Consider the following 19,497-nt stretch of genomic DNA (forward strand, 5'->3'; position numbering starts at 1 on the left):
GGCGAAGGGGCTCAGTGGAGCTTCTTCTGGACTTCCTTCTGGGCCTTCGCCGTGGCCTTCTTCGCGTTCTTCACGGCCTTCTTGCGCGCCTTCTCGACGCGAGGGTCGTTCCAGAACTCTTCTGCGGCGTGCTTGATCTCGCGGTACCGGGTGCGTCCGGCCTTCGCGCCGAGCGTGTAGGCACCGAAGGCGATGAGGCCGACGATGATGAGGAGGATCTTCTTACCCATGGTGTTGCTCCCTCTCCCACGGATCGCCGTGGGGCGTTGATGTGTCCCGATGGTTCATCCCGCGACACTGGCATTCTGCGACGCGCGGCTGCGGATCAGCCGATTCGGACGGGGGCTTGCAATTGCACCGGCACGTCCGGATCAGTGACGGTCACTGGAGGACGCGCTTCGGCTTGGCGGCGCGGAAGCCGCCTCCGACCTCAACGAGGACGGGGAGCTCGACACCGAGCAGGCGGTCGAGCGATTCCACCGCCGTGCTGACGGTCTCCACCGCCGTGCGGGGCGAGACGCCGCGCCGGCAGGTGACGGCGACCTTGAGCGCCTGCGCCCGGTTCACGTCCCAGGCGGAGACGCGGACGGACGAGAACGCCTCGGTGTCGTCGAGCGCATCGCCGAGCGCGTTGGCCGCGACGTCCGTCTCGAGCACGATGTCGCCGTGCTCGACGGTCGCGCGATGCACGACGCCGGAACGGCCACGACCCTGGCGCAGGACGAACGAGATGAGCAGGGCGGCGACGAGCACGAGGAGCACGATCCCGGCGATCGGGACGAGGACCGGGGGCGTCTGTCCGGCGTCCGCGCCGGGCACAGCGGCGAACGGGTTCCAGGCGAACCAGCCGTCGATCGTGTCGAGCACGGCGGCACGGTTGTCGCGCCACCAGTCGGCGACGACGGGCACGGTGACGACGGCGAGCGCCGCCGCCCCGAGCACGACGAACACGAGTCCGATGAGGAGGATGAGCAGACGGTTCAGTCCGCGGTTGGTGGAGTTCACTGTCCGACCTTCCCGTTCGACGAGATGGAGGTGGTCGCCCGGAGCGACGGCTGCAGGCCGAACGCGTCGAGGTCTGCGGCGACGGCGCGGTCGACCTCGGACCGGTCGACGGGCATGCCGCTGGCCGGGGTGATCCGGATCGCCGCGGTCCGGCGGCCGACGGCCACGGAGGTGCCGTCAGGATGCGTGGCAGCCGTCGTCGAAGCGCGCTGCGCGAGGGCCGACGCGATGACCTCGTCGTCGACGACCGCGAGCACGCGTCCGGTCGACAACAGGTGGCGGTGCCGACGTCCCGGTCCGAGCGCGATCCCGATGAGGATCACCCCGAGCAGGAGCAGGAGTGCCCCCGCGACACCGAGGATGACGGGCTGCGTCGTCGGCAGGCTGGCCGCGGCTCCCGGGATCTCCCCCGGGGCGACGAGGAGCGGGCGGACGCCGATGAGGGCGAGCACCGTCTCCACGGCGATCCAGAGCGCGACGAGCACGAGCAGGACCGCGAGGAGGATCGCGGCGGTCGAGCGCGGCGAGTGCAGTTCGCGACGAGCCAGGCGCCGGAGCACCCTCGTCGGGCCGGCGACCGGGGTCGTGGCTGCGGTGGCGGTCATGAGACCCGTCCTTCCTGGTCGATCTCGAGTCCGCTCACGCGGATGGAGACGCGCGAGACGCTCGAACCGGACAACTGCTCGACGCGAGCGGCGATGGCACCGGTGGCGGCCGAGACGCGCTCGACGATGGAGCCCCCTGAGCGCTGGAGCGCGTCGGGGGTGGCCGAGACGCGCGCCAGTGGAATCGCACGCATCGGCGAGGTGACGATGAGCGCGAGTGCGCCCCGGTCGTCGGCGAGCTCGACCTTCACGCGTCCCGCCGGGACCCCGAGCGACTCGGCCGCGATGTTCACGGCGACGTGCTCGAGGGCCTTCGCGGTGATCCGCGTCCGGCCCGGCCCGCCGTGCGGGGGCACGACGGGCGCTTCGGCGACCGAGGGGACACCCCGGTCGAGGACGGCGGTGGTCATGACGAGACGCGCTTCCCGCGGACGGCGTCGACGATCGCGTTCAGGTCGGTCTGGCCGGTGACGATGCGGGCCACGAGGGCGCCGATCCCCATCGCGACCGCGACGAACACGAACGCCCAGAACCCGAAGGCCACCCAGCTGAGTGCGAGGACGGCGCCGATCAGGATGCCGGTGTTGGTGGCGGTCACTGGACTCGCGCCTCGGCGTTCTGGTCCTCGTCGTCGGACGGGATGAAGACGTCGCTGACGGTCACGTTGACCTCGGTGACCTCCATGCCGACGAACTGCTCGATCGCGCGGATGATGGAGGCGCGGACCTCGCTCGCGACGGCCTGCAGGTCCACCGGGTAGTCGGCGACGATCACGACGTCGACGGCGACCTGGGTCTCGCCGACCTCGACGCGGATGCCCTGCGACAGGTCGGAGGAGCCGATGGCGTCGCGGATGGCACCGAAGGCACGGGCTGCGCCACCACCGAGGGCGTGCACGCCGCGGACCTCGCGGGCTGCGATGCCGGCGATCTTCGCGACCACGCCGTTGTCGATGACCGTCTTGCCGTGGGTGTTCGTCTGCGTGGCGGCGTTGTTCTCGCCGACGACACCCTTCGTGACGGTGGGCTTCGGGGAGTTGGTGGTGTTCGACATGGTGTTGCCCTTCCTGGTTCGTCTCGAGCGAGCGGTTGATCGCTTCGTTGGTGATAGGACGCAACCATCGCACCGATCGTCACGGTCGATCTCGAAGCTCGTGAAGAGACCTCGAATCCGGCACCGCACCGTGACGAATCGGCGTCGACCTCCGACGCCCATCCGAGGATCTGTTCGTCGCCGCGCGCCGCTAAGATTGGTGGGTCCGGCATCCCACCACTTCCTTTGGAGTCCTGCCCTCGTGACGACCACCACCCCCACCAGCTCCGCCGTCGCCGACACCGTCGAGAACGCCGTCGCGACACCGGACCGCGAGCAGCCCTACGGCGCCCTCGGCCTGAAGGCCGACGAGTACGCGAAGATCCGCGAGATCCTCGGCCGTCGTCCCACGAGCGGCGAGCTCGCCATGTACTCGGTCATGTGGAGCGAGCACTGCTCCTACAAGTCCAGCAAGATCTACCTGCGCCAGTTCGGCCAGAAGGTCACCGACGACATGAAGAAGAACCTCATGGTCGGCATGGGCGAGAACGCCGGCGTCATCGACGTCGGCGAGGGCTGGGCCGTGACCTTCAAGGTCGAGAGCCACAACCACCCCTCCTACATCGAGCCCTTCCAGGGTGCGGCCACGGGCGTCGGCGGCATCGTCCGCGACATCATCTCGATGGGTGCCCGGCCGGTCGCCATCATGGACCAGCTCCGCTTCGGCGACATCGACCACCCCGACACCGCGCGCGTCGTGCACGGCGTCACCGCCGGCATCTCCTCCTACGGCAACTGCCTGGGCCTGCCGAACATCGGCGGCGAGACATACTTCGACAAGGTGTACCAGGGCAACCCGCTCGTCAACGCCCTGTCGGTCGGCGTCCTGCGTCACGAGGACCTCCGCCTCGCCAACGCCTCGGGCGTCGGCAACAAGATCGTCCTCTTCGGTGCCCGCACCGGTGGCGACGGCATCGGCGGCGCCTCCATCCTCGCGTCCGACTCCTTCGACGCGAACGGCCCGACGAAGCGCCCGGCCGTCCAGGTCGGCGACCCGTTCGCCGAGAAGGTGCTCATCGAGTGCTGCCTCGAGCTCTACCGCGACAGCCTCGTCGAGGGCATCCAGGACCTCGGTGCCGCCGGCATCTCCTGCGCCACCAGCGAGCTCGCGGCCAACGGCGACGGCGGCATGTTCGTCGAGCTGTCGCACGTGCTGCTGCGCGACCCCTCGCTGACGCCCGAGGAGATCCTCATGTCGGAGTCGCAGGAGCGCATGATGGCCGTCGTCGAGCCGGGCAAGCTCGACGCCTTCCTCGCCGTCACCGACAAGTGGGACGTCGAGACCTCGGTGCTCGGTGAGGTCACCGACACCGGCCGCCTCGTCATCAACTGGCACGGCGAGGAGATCGTCAACGTCGACCCCTCGACCGTCGCGGTCGACGGCCCGGTCTACGAGCGCCCGGTCGCCTACCCCACCTGGATCGACGCCCTGCAGGCCGACTCCGCGTCGGCCCTCCCCCGCACCGACGCCCCCGCCGAGCTGGAGCAGCAGTTCCGCTCGCTCCTCGGCTCGGCGAACCTCGCCGACAAGAGCTGGATCACCAACCAGTACGACTACTACGTCATGGGCAACACGGCGCTGTCCTTCCCCGACGACGGCGGCATGATCCGTGTCGACGAGGAGTCCGGCCTCGGCTTCGCCATCGCGACCGACGCGAACGGCCGCTACTGCCAGCTCGACCCGCGCCAGGGCGCGCAGCTCGCGCTGGCCGAGGCCTACCGCAATGTCGCCGTCACCGGTGCCGTCCCGGCCGCCGTCACCGACTGCCTGAACTTCGGCTCGCCGGAGAACCCCGAGGTCATGTGGCAGTTCTCCGAGGCCGTCGCCGGCCTGTCAGACGCCTGCCTCGAGCTCGGCGTCCCCGTCACCGGCGGCAACGTGTCGTTCTACAACCAGACGGGCGACGTCCCGATCTTCCCGACGCCCGTCGTCGGCGTCCTCGGCGTGATCGACGACGTCGCACGCCGCATCCCGAGCGGCTGGCAGGACGAGGGCGACAACCTCTACCTCCTCGGCACCACGTCACTCGAGCTCGACGGCTCCGCCTGGGCCGGGACGATCCACGACCACCTCGGTGGCCTGCCGCCCAAGGTCGACCTCGCCGGCGAGAAGACGCTGGCCGAACTGCTGCACGCCGCGGCCAAGGAGGGCCTCGTGTCCTCCGCCCACGACCTCTCCGACGGTGGTCTCGCCCAGGCGCTTGCGGAGAGCGTCATGCGCTTCGGTGTCGGTGCCCGGGTGTTCCTCGGCGAGCTGCTCACGCGCGACGGCGTCGACCTCACGACGGCGCTCTTCTCCGAGTCCACCGGACGCGTCATCGTCTCGGTGCCGCGCGAGGACGACGTCAAGTTCCAGGGTCTGTGCGAGGGCCGCGGCTACCCGGTGCTCCGCATCGGCGTGACCGACGCCTCGGCTGTCGGCGACGCAACCGAGCCCGCCCTCGAGATCCAGGACGTCCTGACCATCCCGGTCTCCGAACTGCGTCGGGTGTCGAAGAGCGTGCTCCCCGAGCGGTTCGGCCCGGTCATCGGCTGAGCGACCCGCCTGCACACAGCCCCTGCGCCCGACGGCGTGGGGGCTGTGTCGTTATTGGATGGGGCTCGAGACGCCGGGTGGGCGGATACCCGAAACCCACCCACCCGACTCACCACCGGGCGCTCGAGCCAGGAACCCGAATGTCCTGACCGGCGTCTCCGGCAGTGGTGTCGCAAGCGACAACCTCAGCATATCAGCATTTGGAATGCTTCACGGAAGCGTGGCGGCCATCCCCCATAGTCGTTCCACGGCCAGTTCCGCGGCGATCGCGTCCCCCTCCGCGACCGCGTCCCGGAGGATCGGGAAGTCCACCGCGAGTGACGGCCAATCGAGCCAGTCGGTGTCGGCGGTGACCTCGAGTTGCGGCGAGAGCAGCGCGAGTGCGTCACGAGCGGTCGTGACCAGGATGCGATTCGGGCAGAGGGCGACGAGATGGTCCATGAGTGGCCACGAGCGTTCGGCGTAGGCGACCGGGTCCTGCAAGCCGATCACTCGCGACACCTCGTCCAGCTCGGCGACGAGCGCCGCTCGGTCGGCGTCCTCGAGGACGGGCACGGTCACCCGCGTGACACCACCCAGCAGTGCCCCGAGCGTCTGGAACAGATGGATCCGCCGATGGCGGGGCCAGCCGGCCGTCGAGTCCGTCGCCATGCGTCCCACCTTCCTGTCGCTCCGGGTGCGCCTGTGCGCGCCAGGATAGCAAGGCTCGGCGCACCCACCCACACCTGTGCATCCGGCATGTTCACCAACACATGAGGCACAAAACTATCCAACACACCTTGGATATCGGTATTCTGAACTGGTCATATCCCAGCTCGACGATCGGAGTCCCATGCCTGTTCCCAAAACCGTCGAGACGAGCCCTCGGAAGCTCCTGCGCGACATCGTCTTCGAACAGCTCCTGACCGCCATCGAGGACGGCACCCTCGAGCCCGGCGAGCGCCTCAACGACGAAGAACTGGAGAAGTGGCTCGGCGTCTCGAGGACACCGATCCGCGAGGCGATCAGCAAGCTCGCCGACATCGGGCTGGTCGAGACCGCGCCGCAGCGGTACACCCGCGTCGCGAAGCCCACCGCCGAGCAGTACGCCGAAGCGCTCCGTCTCCTGAACGGCTTCCACGAGCTCAGCGCGCGATGGAGCATCCCGCAGTTCACCGACGAGGACGTCGCCGCGTTCCGCGAACTCGGCGACGCCGTGCTCGCGGACATCGAGGCGCGTGACAAGCACGTCCTCCGGTCGTCCTCCGCCTTCGCCGACTTCATGGTCGAGCGTTCGGGCAACTCGCTGCTGCAGCAGGTCGCCCGTCAGATGAACACCCGGGTGACCTACACCTCGCTCCCGACGATCGACTTCTTCCAGTGGGACATCTTCGCCGCGTACGTCACCGGGCTGGTCGCGGCCGCCGAGGCACGCAGCGCCGAGGACGCCGAGCGCGTCATGCGCAAGCAGGCCGAGGCGACCGACGCCTTCCTCGAGCAGGTCATCGCCGCCGGCGGAGGACTGCCCGCCGCGAGCTAGCCGGCGAACGCTGCCATCGAACAGCGGAACGTCACAGAGCCGCCTCCCGATCGGGAGGCGGCTCTGCACGTTGTACGGTGGACCGTCGGTCGCGTGACCGCGCATCATCTGGCGACGGACCCGATCGGAGGGCTGCAGTGGGGATCCTCCTCTGGCTCTTCGACGCGACGTTCAGGGTCGGCGACCAGGTGGTCCTCTGGCGGGAGGTCGTCGGCAACCTGTTCGGCCTGGCGAGCGCCCTCGGCGGCATGCGTCGCCGCGCCTGGGCCTGGCCCGTCGGCATCATCGGCAACGCGCTCCTCCTGACCGTCTTCCTCGGCGCGGTCTTCCACACGCCGAACCCGACCAACCTCCTGGGGCAGGCGGGCCGCCAGCTCATGTTCATCGTCGTGTCGATCTACGGCTGGGTGCAGTGGCGTCGGGTCGAGCGGGTCGAAGCGACGACCGGCCCGGTCGCCGTGATCCGGCCCCGCTGGGCCGGCTGGCGGGTGCGGCTCGTCCTCGTGGGCCTCCTGCTCAGCGGCACGCTACTCCTGATCCCCGTGTTCCGGGCACTCGGCTCCTACGAGCCGGTCTGGGCCGACGCCTGGATCTTCATGGGCTCCCTGCTCGCGACCTGGGGGATGGCGAAGCGCTGGGTGGAGTTCTGGCTCATCTGGGTCGCGGTCGACCTGGTCGGCGTGCCGCTCCTGTTCGGCGCCGGGTACTGGGTCTCGGCGTCGATGTACCTGTTCTACGGTGCCTTCACCCTCGCCGGCTTCTTCGTGTGGGCCCGCGGCGAGCGCGTCGCCACGGCGCGCTGAGCTGACGCCTCGGTGCCGGCGTCCGGGCCGCTCGGCGGGAACGTGACCGTCACCACCAGCCCTCCCTCCGACCGCGCGGCGAGCTCGAGCGCAGCCCCGTGCACCTCGGCGATGCTCTCCACGATGGCGAGTCCGAGCCCGCGTGACCGCTCCGGACCCCGCGCGACCCGGCCGCCGGCGCGGTAGAACGGTTCGGTGAGCCTCGCGACCACGTCCGCCGGCATCGACTCCCCGGAGTTCTCGACCCGGAGGACCACCGCGCCGCCCGCCGGACCGCCCGACCGGCGCACCGAGACCCGCACGAAACCACCGTCGACATTGTGTCGGACGGCGTTCTGCAGGAGGTTGCCGCACAGCTGGTGCAGCATGGCCTCGTCGCCCCGGACCGCGAGGTCCTGCACCTCGGCCGTGCAGTCGATCCCGCGCGCTCGAGCCACGGACGCCGCGGCGATGCAGGCGTCGGAGGCCAGCTCTCCCAGCGCCACGGTCTCGCCTTGCAGCTCCGAGTGCTCGAGGTCGGCGAGGTCGAGGACGGCCTCGACGGTCTGGATGCTGCGCGTGTTCGTCTCACGGAGGCGGGCGATGAGCCCCCTGACGGTCTCGTCGTCGAGGTCGACGCTGGTCGCGGCGACGTCGAGCATCGCCTGAGTCGTCGCGAGCGGGGTCCGCAGCTCGTGCGAGGCGTTCGCCGCGAACCGTTGGTGGGCTCGGAACGACCGGTCGAGCCGCTCGAGCATGTGGTCGAAGGTGTCGGAGAGGTCGGTGATCTCGTCCCGCGGGCCGACGAGGGCGACCCGATGGTCGAAGGATCCGGTCGCCGCCCGCTGCGCGGCCACGTTGATCTCGTGCAGCGGACGCAGCAGCCGACCCGACAGGATCCAGCCGCCCCACGCGCTCGCCGCAGCGAGGACGACGAGCACGATGAGCGACCAGACGAGGAGCGTGTTCAGGATGTCGCTCTGGTCCGAGACGACGAGAGCGGCAGTACCGTTCGCCGAGGTCAGCCCCTCGGCCGGCTGGTAGGTGGCCGCCCCGGCGACCTCGGTCGGCGCGGTCGCCCGCCAACGGGTCGCGCCGTCCATGGCCTTGTCGGCCCGCACCGCGGTGATCGCGTACGTCGGGACGTACCGCATGAAGGCGTAGATGAGCGCGAGCATGACCGAGCCGGCGACCGTGAACAGCAGCGCGTACGTCAGCGTCAAGCGCATACGCACGGTCAAGCGGTTCGGGCGGCTGAGCAACCCAGCGGCGTCGGAGCGCGGCATCAGTCGCCCGCGATCCGGTAGCCCGCGCCCGGGATGGTCGTGATCACCCACGGCGGGCCGAGGCGTCGGCGGAGGTTCGAGATGGTCACGCGGATGGTGTTCGTGAACGGGTCGACGTTCTCGTCCCACGCCTTCTCGAGGAGCGTCTCGGCGCTGACGACGCCACCGTCGGCGAGCAGGAGTTGCTCGAGGACCGCGAACTCCTTCCGCGACAGCTTCACGTACACGTCGTCGCGGAAGACCTCTCGGCGGAACGGGTCGAGTCGCACCCCTGCGCGCTCGAGGACCGGTGGGCGCGACTCCGGCGTCCGCCGGGCGAGCGCGCGGAGCCTGGCCACGAGCTCCGGGAACTCGAACGGCTTCGCGAGGTAGTCGTCTGCTCCGAGCCCCAGTCCCGACACTGTGTCGTCGAGACGGCGAGCTGCGGTGAGCATCATGATCCGGACACCCGGGTGCTCGACGACGACCTGCCGACAGACGTCGTCACCGTGCGTGCCCGGCAGGTCGCGGTCGAGCAGCAGGACGTCGTAGTCGTTGATCGTGAGCGCCTCGAGGGCTGCGTCGCCATCGTGGACGAGATCGGCGGCGATGGCCTCCTGTCGGAGACCGGCTCGGATCGCCTCGGCCAGATAGACCTCGTCCTCGGCAACCAGGACGCGCATGATGTTCCTCTCGATGGGGTGTGGTGACACCGGGATCGTACGGACACCGATCGAGCAACCCCCGAGTGTCGGTTATCTATCGTGCCCGTCGGGATGTTCAGAGAACGTCAACGTTTTCCTTGACGCCCCGGCAACGCGCCGCCGAGTGGACTGGTCGTCACCAGTCAGCCCCACCCACTGAGGAGTGCAGATGTCCGACATCACCATCACCCGTTCCACCCGGCGCCCGTTCGGCACGCTCGCCGCGCTGATCGCCGTCCCGATCCTCGTCGGATCGTTGGCCGCGTGCGCATCGGGCTCACCCGGCTCCGAGTCCGGCTCGAAGACGCCGTCCACGGTTCAGAGCTTCGAGGACTGGCAGGTCGCCTTCGCCTCCTGCATGCGCGACGAGGGTGTGGACATGCCCGACCCCGGCAAGGACGGCTCAAGTGCCGCGATCAGTCTGGGCGACGCGGACCCGGAAGCCTTCACGGCTGCGTCCAAGACGTGCACCGACAAGCTCGGGGTCCCGCCCGCACCGTCGGGCGGCGACATGTCCGTCTCGGACCGGTTCGACGAGCAGCTGCAGATGGCCGAGTGCTTCCGTGAGAACGGCATCGACGTCGCCGACCCGGTCAAGGGCGAAGCGATGAGCATTCCGAGCGACGTCCCGGAGGACGTGCTCGACGCCTGCGGCCTGACGATGAGCACCAGCGGTTCGACGGACCGATGACCGACCGTCGTCGCATCATCGCAGCGCTCTGCGTCGGCGCCGTCCTGATCTCGGGCGGCGCCGTTGCGAGCGTCGTGGCGTTCTCCTCGGCCGAGGCGACCAGTCAGGAGGAGCCGTCGAACACCGTCCGGACGGGCACCGCGCCGATCACGACTGGCGACCTGGCCGGTACGACCCAGGCCACGGGCACGCTCGACTACGCCGACCAGCGGACCATCGGTGGCGGAGCCGGCATCGTCACGGCGGTACCGGCCCCCGGCAGCACGGTGTCGCTCGGCGGCACCCTCTACGCCGTCGACAACGTTCCGGTGACACTCCTCCACGGACCGCTCCCCGCTTGGCGGGCGTTCGAGTCGGGCATGGGCGACGGGCCGGACGTCCAGCAGCTGGAACAGAGCCTCGCCGCGCTCGGGTACTTCGACCGCGAACCGGACGGTGAGTTCGCCGCGTCGACGGCGCGCGCCATCGAGCGCTGGCAGAAAGCCCTCGGCGTGGAGGAGACCGGACGCCTGGAGCTCGGATCGGTCGTCTTCATGCCGGGCGACGTGCGGATCGCGTCGGTCGACGCCGCCGTCGGCACCGCCGCATCCGACAAGATCGTCACCGTGTCGTCCCTCGTGAAGCGCATCGACGTCCCGCTGAAGCTCGCGGATCAGCGGCTCGGTGTCGTCGGGACCAAGGTCGACGTCAACCTTCCCGGCGGACAGCGCACGACCGGCACGGTGACCGATGTCGGCGTCCCCACCGAGTCGGATGCGGACGGACAGAAGAAGGTCACGATCCCGGTCGGCATCACGCTCGACGATCCGGCGGCCGCAGCCGATCTGCAGCGCGCGACCGTGACGGTCGGCTTCCCGACGGAACGACGCGAGAACGTCCTGTCCGTCCCGGTGGAGGCGCTCATCGCGATCGATGACAAGACGTTCGGCGTCGAGGTCGTCGAGGGGAAGGGGAAGCGCCGTCAGGTCCCGGTCACGACCGGTCTGTTCGCTGATGGTCGGGTCGAGGTCTCGGGCGACGGCATCCGCGAGGGTCTCGACGTCGTGGTGCCGGTGTCATGACCGACACCGTGACGACATCGTCCGCCGCAGCCGAGCGGCCGGCCTGCCCACCGATCATCCACCTCGAGGGCGTCACCCGCGAGTACGGTGAGCCGCCCACGCTCGCGCTCGCGGGTGTCGACCTGACGGTCGAGGAGGGTGAGTTCGTCGCCATCGTCGGACCGAGCGGCTCCGGGAAGTCGACGATGCTGAACGTCATCGGGACCCTCGATCGACCGACCGGTGGGACCGCCCGCATCGCGGGTTCGGACGTCGGACGCCTCTCCGATGCGAAGCTCTCGGCCCTCCGCGCGTACCGCATCGGCTTCGTCTTCCAGCAGTTCCACCTCGCCGACGGCTCGACCACGGTCGACAACGTCGCCGACGGCCTCATCTACGCCGGGGTCCCCCGGGCCGAGCGCCGTCGTCGCGCGGTCGTCGCCCTCGAGCGCGTCGGCCTCGCCCACCGTCTCGGCCACCGCCCGACCCAGCTCTCCGGCGGTGAGCGCCAGCGGGTCGCGATCGCACGCGCCGTGGTCGGTGACCCGCCGTTGCTCCTCGCCGACGAACCCACCGGCAACCTGGACTCCGTGTCCGGCGCGAGCATCGTCGAACTGCTGCACGAACTCCACGAGGCCGGCACGACCATCGTCGTGATCACGCACGACGCCGAACTCGCGGCGCGACTCCCCCGCCAGGTGGCGATCCGCGACGGCCGGATCGTGAGCGATTCGGGGGTGGCCGCATGAACGAGGACCACATGAACCCCGACCACGACCGACGGTCGCGGCTCCTCGGTCGCGACATCCTCCGGCTCGGGACGACGGGTCTGCGGGCACGGCCGACGCGCGCGGTCCTGTCCGCCCTCGGGATCGCGATCGGCATCGCGGCGATGATCGCGGTCGTCGGCATCTCCTCATCCAGTCAGGCCAAACTGCAGGCGCAGCTCTCCGCTCTCGGGACGAACCTGCTGACCGTCCAACCGGGTCAGAACCTCTTCGGTGAAGCAGCGACCCTGCCCACGAACACCGTCGGCAAGGTGGGACTGGTCGACGGTGTGGAACAGGCCGGCTCCGCCGCGGTGCTGAACGGCGTCCTCGTCTACCGCAGCAGCCTCATCGACCGGGCGTCGAGTGGGGGCCTCGGCGCAGCGGCGGTGACGGAGAGCCTGTTGGACGTCGTGGGCGGTACTCTCGCCACCGGTGAGTGGCTGAACCGGGCGACGGCGAGCTACCCCGCGGTCGTCCTGGGGTCGAAGGCCGCGGAACGGCTGGGTATCGCGACGGTCGGCTCGATGATCCAGCTCGGCGACCAGTACTTCACGGTGGTGGGCATCCTGGATCCGCTCGACCTCGCCCCGGAACTCGACACCACGGTGATGATCGGTGAGACCGTCGCCGCCGAACGCTTCGGGTACGACGGCAAACCGACCACGGTCTACGAACGGTCCTCCGACGAACGCGTCGAGGCCGTCCGCGAGCTCCTCCCCCGCACCGTGAACCCTGCTGCACCCGAGGAGGTCGAAGTCTCCAGACCGTCGGACGCCCTCGCCGCCAAGCAGGCTGCCGACCAGGCCTTCACCGGTCTCCTCCTCGGACTCGGTTCCGTCGCCCTGCTCGTCGGCGGCATCGGGGTGGCGAACACGATGGTCATCTCGGTCCTGGAACGCCGACGCGAGATCGGCCTCCGTCGCGCCCTCGGGGCCACGCGGGGCCACATCCGGTCCCAGTTCCTCACCGAGGCACTCCTCCTCTCCGCGCTCGGCGGGGTCGCGGGTGCCGCGCTCGGGACCGGCGTCACGAGCGTCGTCGCCGCGGTGAACGACTGGCCGACGGCGGTACCGCCGGAGGTGCTGCTCGCGGGCGTCGGTGCGACCCTGGTGATCGGGGCGATCGCCGGCCTCTACCCGGCGATCCGAGCAGCCAGGACACCACCGACCTCGGCCCTCAGCGGCTGAGTCGAGGCCACCACCGGACTGCTCCGACGCGGGCCCGTTCCAGGAGACCCTGGAACGGGCCCGCGCGGCCGGGTAGCGTGCAGCACATGGACATCAGACTCGAGAACGTCGGGATCGCGGTCCGCGACCTCGAGGCGACGATCGCCTTCTTCACCGACCTCGGCCTCACCGTGCTCGGCCGCGACACGGTGAGCGGCGAGTGGGCCGACACGGCCGTGGGCCTCGACGGCAACCACGCCAGGATCGCGATGTTGCAGACGCCGGACGGTCACGGACGCCTCGAACTCTTCGAGTACCTGCACCCGGCCGCGATCGAGACCGAGCCGACACTGCCGAACGAGATCGGCATGCACCGCGTCGCCTTCGCCGTCGACGACATCGACGAGGCGCTCGCGATCGCCGCTCGACACGGCTGCCACCCGCTCCGCGGCGTGGCGGACTATCAGGGCGTCTACAAGCTCAGCTACGTGCGCGGACCGAGCGGCATCATCGTCATGCTGGCCCAGGCGCTGCAGCCGGATCGAGCCGGCGAGCCGGCCTGACGTCAGTCGGTGATCGACTCGGTGAGGGCGCGGACGATGGCCGGGAGCGTGCGCATCGCGAGTTCGCGCGGCGAGCCCTCATCGCCGTCCGGGTCCATGAGCACGGCCGTCTGGATGGCCGACTCGTAGAGGGCGACGACGATGTTCGCGATGTCGGGCGTCGGGATCGTGAACCGGACGTGTGCGAGTCCGGCCGCCTGGTCGAGCCACGCGGCGAGCTGTCGGCCTGCACTCTCCTGGTGCTTGAGGTAGCGCGCTGCGACGTCGGCGTCGCGCATCGCCAGCATCCGGAACTCCGACTGCACGAGGCACCAACGGCGGTCGTCAGGCTGGAGCTCGAGAAAGGCGCGGATCAGGGCCTCGAGCGAGCCCTCGGTGTAGCGGCCCGCCGCATCGAGGAGTGACGGGCTGACGGCTTGCAGCCCAGCCTCCAGGCGATCGAGTCGGAGCTGGTTCTCTCGTGACTCGAGGGCGAAGAACAACTCCTCCTTCGAGTCGAAGTTGGAGTAGAAGGCGCCGCGGGTGAAGCCTGCGCGCTCGCTGATCTGCTCGACCGACGCCGCGTGGACGCCGAACTCGGCGAAGACCTCGTAGGCGGCGTCGACCAGCCGCTCGCGCGTCCGCTGCCGACGCGCGGACTCGACCGGTGCCTCGTCGCTCGGGGACTCGACCGCTTCGTGCACGCGCATCCTGACACCTTACTGACAGCTCGACCGACTTCTTGCCGATACACCACTGTATCCAATACAGTCGTGTATCGGATACACCGCTGTATCGATCCTGTCCGAACATCTCCGTCGGCTCGCTTGCAAGCGGCGCCGACCTCCCTAGGAGCGACGCGTGTCCTCTCTGCTCTACACCCTCGGCCGCTGGGCGTTCGGCGCCCGCAAGCTCGTGCTGATCCTCTGGATCGCCGTGCTCGCCCTCGCGGGTGGCGGCGCGCTGCTCTTCAACCAGGGAACCGACAACGCCTTCTCCATCCCCGGCACGGAGTCGCAGGAAGCGCTCGACTCGCTCGACCACACCTTCCCGCAGGTGGCCGGAGCCTCGGCGCAGATCATCGTCGTCGCGCCGAAGGGCGACACCGTCGAGGACGCCGGGGTCCGGTCGGCGATCGACGACGCCGTCACCGCCCTGGGCGACACCGGGCAGGTCGAGCAGGCGGTCTCCCCCTTCGACGAGAACGTGACGGGGGCGGTCTCGGAGGATCAGCGGGCGGCGCTCATCTCGATCCAGTTCGACGGCGCGCAGACCGACATCACCGCCGCCACGATCAGCGACGTCGAGGACGCGGAGGCGAGCCTGGCGAAGGCGCTCCCGGCCGGAGCTGAGTCGTCCCTCGGCGGGCAGCTCTTCAGCAACAGCCTCCCGACGCTGAGTGTCATCGAGCTCGTCGGCGTGGTCGTTGCGCTCGTCGTCCTCATCCTCACCTTCGGCTCCTTCCTCGCCGCGGGCATGCCGCTCATCACCGCACTGCTCGGGGTCGGCATCTCGATGGCGCTCATCTTCGTGGCGACGGTCTTCGGGCCGATCTCCTCCACGACGCCGATGCTCGCACTCATGCTCGGCCTGGCCGTCGGCATCGACTACGCGCTGTTCATCATCTCGAGACACCAGGACGGCCTGCGCAGCGGGCTCGATCCGGCCGAATCAGCCGCCCGCGCGACCGCGACGGCCGGTTCCGCCGTCATCTTCGCGGGCCTCACGGTCATCATCGCCCTCCTCGGGCTCGCGGTCGCGAACATCCCGTTCCTCACGACGATGGGTGTCGCCGCGGCGGTCGGCGTCGCGATCGCGGTCGTCATCTCGCTCACCCTCATCCCGGCCATGCTCGGCTTCGCCGGCGAACGCCTCCGCCCCAAGGCGAGGCGGGCCAGCAAGCGCGTGGCGGCCCGGGGCGCTGCCGAGCCGGTCGACGGCCCACAGGACGCGGTCCCTGAGCCCCACAACGCGGTCCCTGAGCACCCCACCGCGGTCCCTGAGCCCCACAACGCGGTCCCTGAGCACCCCACCGCGGTCCCTGAGCCCCACAACGCGGTCCCTGAGCCCGTCGAAGGGCACCCCAACCGCTTCTTCCTCGGCTGGGTGCGCGGCGTCACGCGGCTCCCAATCGTCACGATCGTCGCCGTCGTCGCCGTCCTGGGAGCGCTCGCCATCCCCGCCCTGTCGCTCCGACTCGCGCTCCCCGATGCCGGTTCCCTGCCGGAGGGCGACGGAGCCCGCACGACGTACGACCTCGTCTCCGAGCACTTCGGCGAGGGCTTCAACGGGCCGCTCATCGTCACCGGCGGCATCGTCGGCAGTACCGACCCGCTCGGACTCATGGCCGACCTCAAGCAGGAGATCGAGGGACTCGACGGCGTCGCCGCCGTCCCGCTCGCCACCCCCAACGCGACGGCCGACACCGGGATCATCCAGGTCATCCCGAGCGGCAGTCCCGACTCCCAGGCGACGAAGGACCTCGTCGCCGAGATCCGGGGACTGCACCAGTACTTCCAGGACGAGTACGACGTCGACCTGCAGGTCACCGGGTTCACGGCCATCGGCATCGACATCTCCGACCGCCTCGGCGGCGCCCTCCTCCCCTTCGGTCTGATCGTCGTCGGCCTGTCGCTCGTACTCCTGACGATGGTCTTCCGATCCATCTGGGTGCCGATCAAGGCGACCCTCGGCTACCTGCTGTCGGTCGCCGCGTCGTTCGGCGTCGTGGCGCTCGTCTTCGAGCACGGCGTGTTCGCCGAGGCCCTCCACGTCGCGAGGACCGGTCCGGTGATCAGCTTCATGCCGATCATCCTCATGGGTGTCCTGTTCGGGCTCGCGATGGACTACGAGGTCTTCCTCGTCTCCCGGATGCGCGAGGACTTCGTCCACTCGGGACTCGCGAAGCGATCCGTCGAGACCGGCTTCCTCGGCTCGGCGAAGGTCGTCACCGCCGCGGCCGTCATCATGTTCGCGGTGTTCGCCGCCTTCGTGCCGGAGGGCGACACGAACATCAAACCGATCGCCCTCGGGCTCGCGGTCGGCGTCTTCGTCGACGCGTTCATCGTGCGCATGACCCTCGTGCCGGCGGTGCTCGCGCTCCTCGGCGACCACGCCTGGTACCTGCCGAAGTGGCTCGACCGCATCCTGCCGTCGTTCGACGTCGAGGGCGAGGGCCTGCAGCGCGAACTCGAGCTGCGCGAGTGGCGCAACGGTGACGAGGTCGCGATCGCTGCCGCTGGGGTCACCCTGGCCGGCGCGGACGGCCCGCTGTACGCGGACGTCGACACGACCGTCCCCGTCGGCGGCGTGCTCGCGGTCCAGGGCGCGCGCCCGGTCTCGGTCACCGCCCTCCTGCTGACGCTGGCCGGTCGCCTCGAACCCGACCACGGTCGACTCAAGGTCGCCGGTCTGGTCCTGCCGGTCCGCGCCGGGGCCGTCCGGTCCCGCGTCGCGTACGTCCGTCTCGACCACGGCGAACCCGTCGGGACGCTCGCCTCGGCGCTGGCCGAACGCCCGGCCGTCATCGTCCTCGACGGGGTCGACACCGTGCCGGACGACGACACGAGACGCGGACTGTACGAGCGCCTTCTGACGGCGACCCGGGCCGCGGAGCGCACACGCCGGCCGCTCACGATCGTCGTCGGCACCGCGGACGCGTCGTCGCTCGCCGACGTCCTGCCGACCACGGTGCCGGAGGTACTCGACCTCGACCGCGCCGCCCCCTCCTCCACTCCCACCGCCATCGCTGAATCGAAGGTCGACGCATGAGCACCATCCTGAACCGCCTCGAACGGGCCCGCTCCGGCAAGGGCATCACGGTCGTCTCGATCATCGGCCTCATCCTCGTACCGCTCGTCATCGCGGGCGGACTCGTCTGGGCGCTGTGGAACCCGGCGGAACGACTCGGTCAGGTGACCGCCGCCATCGTGAACGACGACAAGCCGGTCACCGTCAACGGCCAGACCGTGCCGCTCGGACGACAGCTCTCCGCGGGCCTCGTCGACGGCGACCAGGAGACGAACTACACCTGGGTGATCACCGACGCCTCCGACGCGAAGGCGGGCCTCGCCGACGGTTCGTACACGGCGGTCGTGACGATCCCGGAGAACTTCTCGAAGGCGGCGACCTCGTTCTCGGGCGACGCCGCCGACGCCGAGCGCGCCCGCCTCGACGTGACGACGAGCGACCGCAGCAAGCTCGTCGACGACGCCATCTCCCAGACGATCACGCAGACCGCGGCCTCGCTCCTCGGTCGGCAGCTCACCACCACCTACCTCGAGAACGTCTACGTCGGGTTCAACACCCTCCACGATCAGCTCGGCGAGGCCGCCGACGGTGCGAAGCAGCTCTCGACGGGCGGACTCTCGCTCGCGCAGGGTGCGCAGCAACTCGCGAACGGCACCACGCAGTTGGCCACGGGCACGACGCAGTTGTCGTCGGGTGCGACGCAGCTGAGTGACGGGGCCGGACAGTTGTCGAACGGTCTTTCCGCGCTGTACGCCGGCACACAACCCGACGCATCGACCGGCAGCCCCGGGCTCGTCCCCGGTGCGGCAAAGCTCGCCAGCGGCGCGAAGGAGCTGGCAGACGGCGTCTCGCAGCTCGCGACCGCCGCTGACGGTACGGCCGCCGCGACCACGCAAGTGGCACAGCAGCTCGCACTGCTCAGCGCAGGATGCGCCGCCTCCGGTGCGTCCGAGGAGTACTGCGAAGGAATCGCGCAACTCGCCACGACCAGCGACGTGATCGTGAACGGCGGTTCCCTCGACCCCTCGAACCCATCGGTCAAGTACCCAGGGACCACGGCGCTCGCGGCTGGCACCACGGCGAGCGCCTCCGGAGCGCAGGACCTGTCGACCGGTGCGGCGACCTTCTCCGCAAGCCTTCCCACGCTGGTGGACGGCATCGCCACCATCAACGCCGCTGCGGCACAGGTCGCGTCGGGCGCGTCCGCACTCGCCGACGGCGCGGCGCAATCGGCGACGGGTACGACCCAGCTCGCCGACGCGTCGAACCAGCTCGCGTCGGGCGCGGGAACGTTGTCCGGCGGGATCACCTCGCTCGCGTCCGGTCTGCAGAGCGCGGTCGACAGTCTCCCGACCTACACGAGCTCCGACCGACAGACGCTCGCGGACGTCGTCGCCGACCCGGTCTCGGCCGGGGATTCGGCGACCGTGTCCTTCGGCACGAACAGCGCTCCCTTCTACGCCGTCCTCGCCCTCTGGCTGGGTGCGCTCGCGAGCTTCCTCGTCCTGCGACCGGTGCCCACGCGGGCGTTCGGGTCCACCCGCTCATCGCTGCGGCTCGCACTCGGGGCGTTCGTCCCGGCCGGAGCGATCGGGATGCTGCAGGGCCTGCTCGTCGCCGTCATCACCGCACCGCTGCTCGAGCTCGACGCGGGCGGCTGGCTCGCTTTCGCCGGGATCGCCGTCCTCGCAGGACTCGTGTTCGCCGCCGCCAACCAGGCGTTGAACGCCCTGTTCGGTGGTGCGGGTCGGTTCATCTCGATGATCGTCGCGCTCGTCGGTCTGGCGACCGGGATCATCGCGACCGCTCCGCAGGTGCTCGACCAGGTGCTCGGGTTCCTGCCGATCGCACCGGCGCTCGGCGGCCTGCAGGCGATCGCGATCGGCGACACGGGAGCAGCGGCCGGCGTCGTCGGCCTCGTCCTCTGGCTTCTCGGGTCCCTCGCCGCGACGACGTTCGCGATCGCCCGGGCGAGGACCACGTCGGTGAAGGCCCTCGTTCCGGCCGTCGCCTGACGCCGGGCGAGAACC

General features: G+C 70.0%; 20 protein-coding genes. 10 read left to right on the forward strand and 10 right to left on the reverse strand.

Going from position 1 to position 19,497, the window contains the following annotated elements; all coding sequences use genetic code 11:
• Positions 1 to 11 precede the first annotated feature (11 nt).
• The 6 genes from CCK91_RS14995 to CCK91_RS15020 all read right to left on the reverse strand — a co-directional run bounded on the left by CCK91_RS14995 (position 12) and on the right by CCK91_RS15020 (position 2,663).
• A complete protein-coding gene (locus CCK91_RS14995) occupies positions 12 to 230 on the reverse strand; it encodes a hypothetical protein (RefSeq protein ID WP_064294172.1) in 219 nt (72 codons plus the stop codon).
• A gap of 151 nt (positions 231 to 381) precedes the next feature.
• Positions 382 to 1,005, reverse strand: coding sequence for a hypothetical protein (locus CCK91_RS19700; RefSeq protein WP_086474654.1), 624 nt, complete (start codon positions 1,003 to 1,005; stop codon positions 382 to 384).
• Complete coding sequence (locus tag CCK91_RS15005) at positions 1,002 to 1,610, reverse strand: DUF6286 domain-containing protein (protein ID WP_086474655.1); 609 nt, start codon at positions 1,608 to 1,610, stop codon at positions 1,002 to 1,004. Before CCK91_RS15005 ends, CCK91_RS19700 begins: the two co-directional genes overlap by 4 nt.
• On the reverse strand, positions 1,607 to 2,020 hold the full coding sequence (locus CCK91_RS19705; protein WP_086474656.1) for a hypothetical protein: 414 nt from the start codon (positions 2,018 to 2,020) through the stop codon (positions 1,607 to 1,609). The genes CCK91_RS15005 and CCK91_RS19705 overlap by 4 nt, the downstream gene beginning before the upstream one ends.
• Positions 2,017 to 2,208, reverse strand: a complete 192-nt coding sequence (locus CCK91_RS15015) for a DUF2273 domain-containing protein (protein WP_056008790.1) — start codon at positions 2,206 to 2,208, stop codon at positions 2,017 to 2,019. The genes CCK91_RS19705 and CCK91_RS15015 overlap by 4 nt, the downstream gene beginning before the upstream one ends.
• Positions 2,205 to 2,663 (reverse strand): Asp23/Gls24 family envelope stress response protein, encoded by a 459-nt coding sequence (locus CCK91_RS15020; RefSeq protein WP_079001390.1) that lies wholly within the window; start codon positions 2,661 to 2,663, stop codon positions 2,205 to 2,207. The genes CCK91_RS15015 and CCK91_RS15020 overlap by 4 nt, the downstream gene beginning before the upstream one ends.
• A gap of 241 nt (positions 2,664 to 2,904) precedes the next feature.
• On the opposite strand from CCK91_RS15020, the gene purL reads away from it, so the two are divergent.
• Positions 2,905 to 5,238 (forward strand): phosphoribosylformylglycinamidine synthase subunit PurL, encoded by a 2,334-nt coding sequence (purL, locus tag CCK91_RS15025; protein WP_085511863.1) that lies wholly within the window; start codon positions 2,905 to 2,907, stop codon positions 5,236 to 5,238.
• A 210-nt stretch (positions 5,239 to 5,448) separates the two neighbouring features.
• Here the strand turns inward: purL and CCK91_RS15030 are convergent, their stop codons facing one another.
• Positions 5,449 to 5,889, reverse strand: coding sequence for an FCD domain-containing protein (locus CCK91_RS15030; RefSeq protein ID WP_086474657.1), 441 nt, complete (start codon positions 5,887 to 5,889; stop codon positions 5,449 to 5,451).
• A gap of 181 nt (positions 5,890 to 6,070) precedes the next feature.
• On the opposite strand from CCK91_RS15030, the gene CCK91_RS19710 reads away from it, so the two are divergent.
• Both CCK91_RS19710 and pnuC read left to right on the forward strand, forming a co-directional pair.
• Positions 6,071 to 6,757, forward strand: a complete 687-nt coding sequence (locus CCK91_RS19710; protein WP_064294165.1) for a GntR family transcriptional regulator — start codon at positions 6,071 to 6,073, stop codon at positions 6,755 to 6,757.
• Between the two features lie 137 nt (positions 6,758 to 6,894).
• Positions 6,895 to 7,560, forward strand: coding sequence for a nicotinamide riboside transporter PnuC (gene pnuC, locus CCK91_RS15040; protein ID WP_086474658.1), 666 nt, complete (start codon positions 6,895 to 6,897; stop codon positions 7,558 to 7,560).
• On the opposite strand, the gene CCK91_RS15045 is transcribed toward pnuC, so the two are convergent.
• Both CCK91_RS15045 and CCK91_RS15050 read right to left on the reverse strand, forming a co-directional pair.
• A complete protein-coding gene (locus CCK91_RS15045; RefSeq protein WP_165767062.1) occupies positions 7,491 to 8,762 on the reverse strand; it encodes a sensor histidine kinase in 1,272 nt (423 codons plus the stop codon). The genes pnuC and CCK91_RS15045 overlap by 70 nt on opposite strands.
• A 62-nt stretch (positions 8,763 to 8,824) precedes the next feature.
• Positions 8,825 to 9,487 (reverse strand): response regulator transcription factor, encoded by a 663-nt coding sequence (locus CCK91_RS15050; RefSeq protein WP_086474660.1) that lies wholly within the window; start codon positions 9,485 to 9,487, stop codon positions 8,825 to 8,827.
• Between the two features lie 190 nt (positions 9,488 to 9,677).
• Here CCK91_RS15050 and CCK91_RS15055 point away from each other — a divergent pair, with 190 nt between their 5' ends.
• The 5 genes from CCK91_RS15055 (at position 9,678) to CCK91_RS15075 (ending at position 13,738) form a co-directional block, all read left to right on the forward strand.
• Positions 9,678 to 10,199: a hypothetical protein gene (locus CCK91_RS15055; RefSeq protein WP_086474661.1), complete on the forward strand. Its 522-nt coding sequence runs from the start codon at positions 9,678 to 9,680 to the stop codon at positions 10,197 to 10,199.
• The gene (locus CCK91_RS15060; RefSeq protein WP_086474662.1) at positions 10,196 to 11,260 is read left to right on the forward strand and encodes a peptidoglycan-binding protein; all 1,065 of its coding nucleotides are present in this window, start codon (positions 10,196 to 10,198) and stop codon (positions 11,258 to 11,260) included. Before CCK91_RS15055 ends, CCK91_RS15060 begins: the two co-directional genes overlap by 4 nt.
• Complete coding sequence (locus CCK91_RS15065) at positions 11,257 to 11,988, forward strand: ABC transporter ATP-binding protein (protein WP_086474663.1); 732 nt, start codon at positions 11,257 to 11,259, stop codon at positions 11,986 to 11,988. Before CCK91_RS15060 ends, CCK91_RS15065 begins: the two co-directional genes overlap by 4 nt.
• Positions 11,985 to 13,196, forward strand: a complete 1,212-nt coding sequence (locus CCK91_RS15070) for an ABC transporter permease (RefSeq protein ID WP_242664560.1) — start codon at positions 11,985 to 11,987, stop codon at positions 13,194 to 13,196. Before CCK91_RS15065 ends, CCK91_RS15070 begins: the two co-directional genes overlap by 4 nt.
• A gap of 86 nt (positions 13,197 to 13,282) precedes the next feature.
• On the forward strand, positions 13,283 to 13,738 hold the full coding sequence (locus CCK91_RS15075) for a VOC family protein (RefSeq protein ID WP_086474664.1): 456 nt from the start codon (positions 13,283 to 13,285) through the stop codon (positions 13,736 to 13,738).
• Positions 13,739 to 13,740: 2 nt separating this feature from the next.
• Here the strand turns inward: CCK91_RS15075 and CCK91_RS15080 are convergent, their stop codons facing one another.
• Positions 13,741 to 14,427, reverse strand: coding sequence for a TetR/AcrR family transcriptional regulator (locus CCK91_RS15080; protein WP_086474665.1), 687 nt, complete (start codon positions 14,425 to 14,427; stop codon positions 13,741 to 13,743).
• Positions 14,428 to 14,578: 151 nt separating this feature from the next.
• Here CCK91_RS15080 and CCK91_RS15085 point away from each other — a divergent pair, with 151 nt between their 5' ends.
• Complete coding sequence (locus CCK91_RS15085; protein WP_086474666.1) at positions 14,579 to 17,488, forward strand: MMPL family transporter; 2,910 nt, start codon at positions 14,579 to 14,581, stop codon at positions 17,486 to 17,488.
• Positions 17,485 to 19,482 (forward strand): YhgE/Pip domain-containing protein, encoded by a 1,998-nt coding sequence (locus tag CCK91_RS15090; RefSeq protein ID WP_086474667.1) that lies wholly within the window; start codon positions 17,485 to 17,487, stop codon positions 19,480 to 19,482. Before CCK91_RS15085 ends, CCK91_RS15090 begins: the two co-directional genes overlap by 4 nt.
• Positions 19,483 to 19,497 lie beyond the last annotated feature (15 nt).

It is taken from the genome of Plantibacter elymi (nom. nud.), assembly GCF_900177795.1.
In the GTDB taxonomy this organism is placed as follows: domain Bacteria; phylum Actinomycetota; class Actinomycetes; order Actinomycetales; family Microbacteriaceae; genus Plantibacter; species Plantibacter elymi.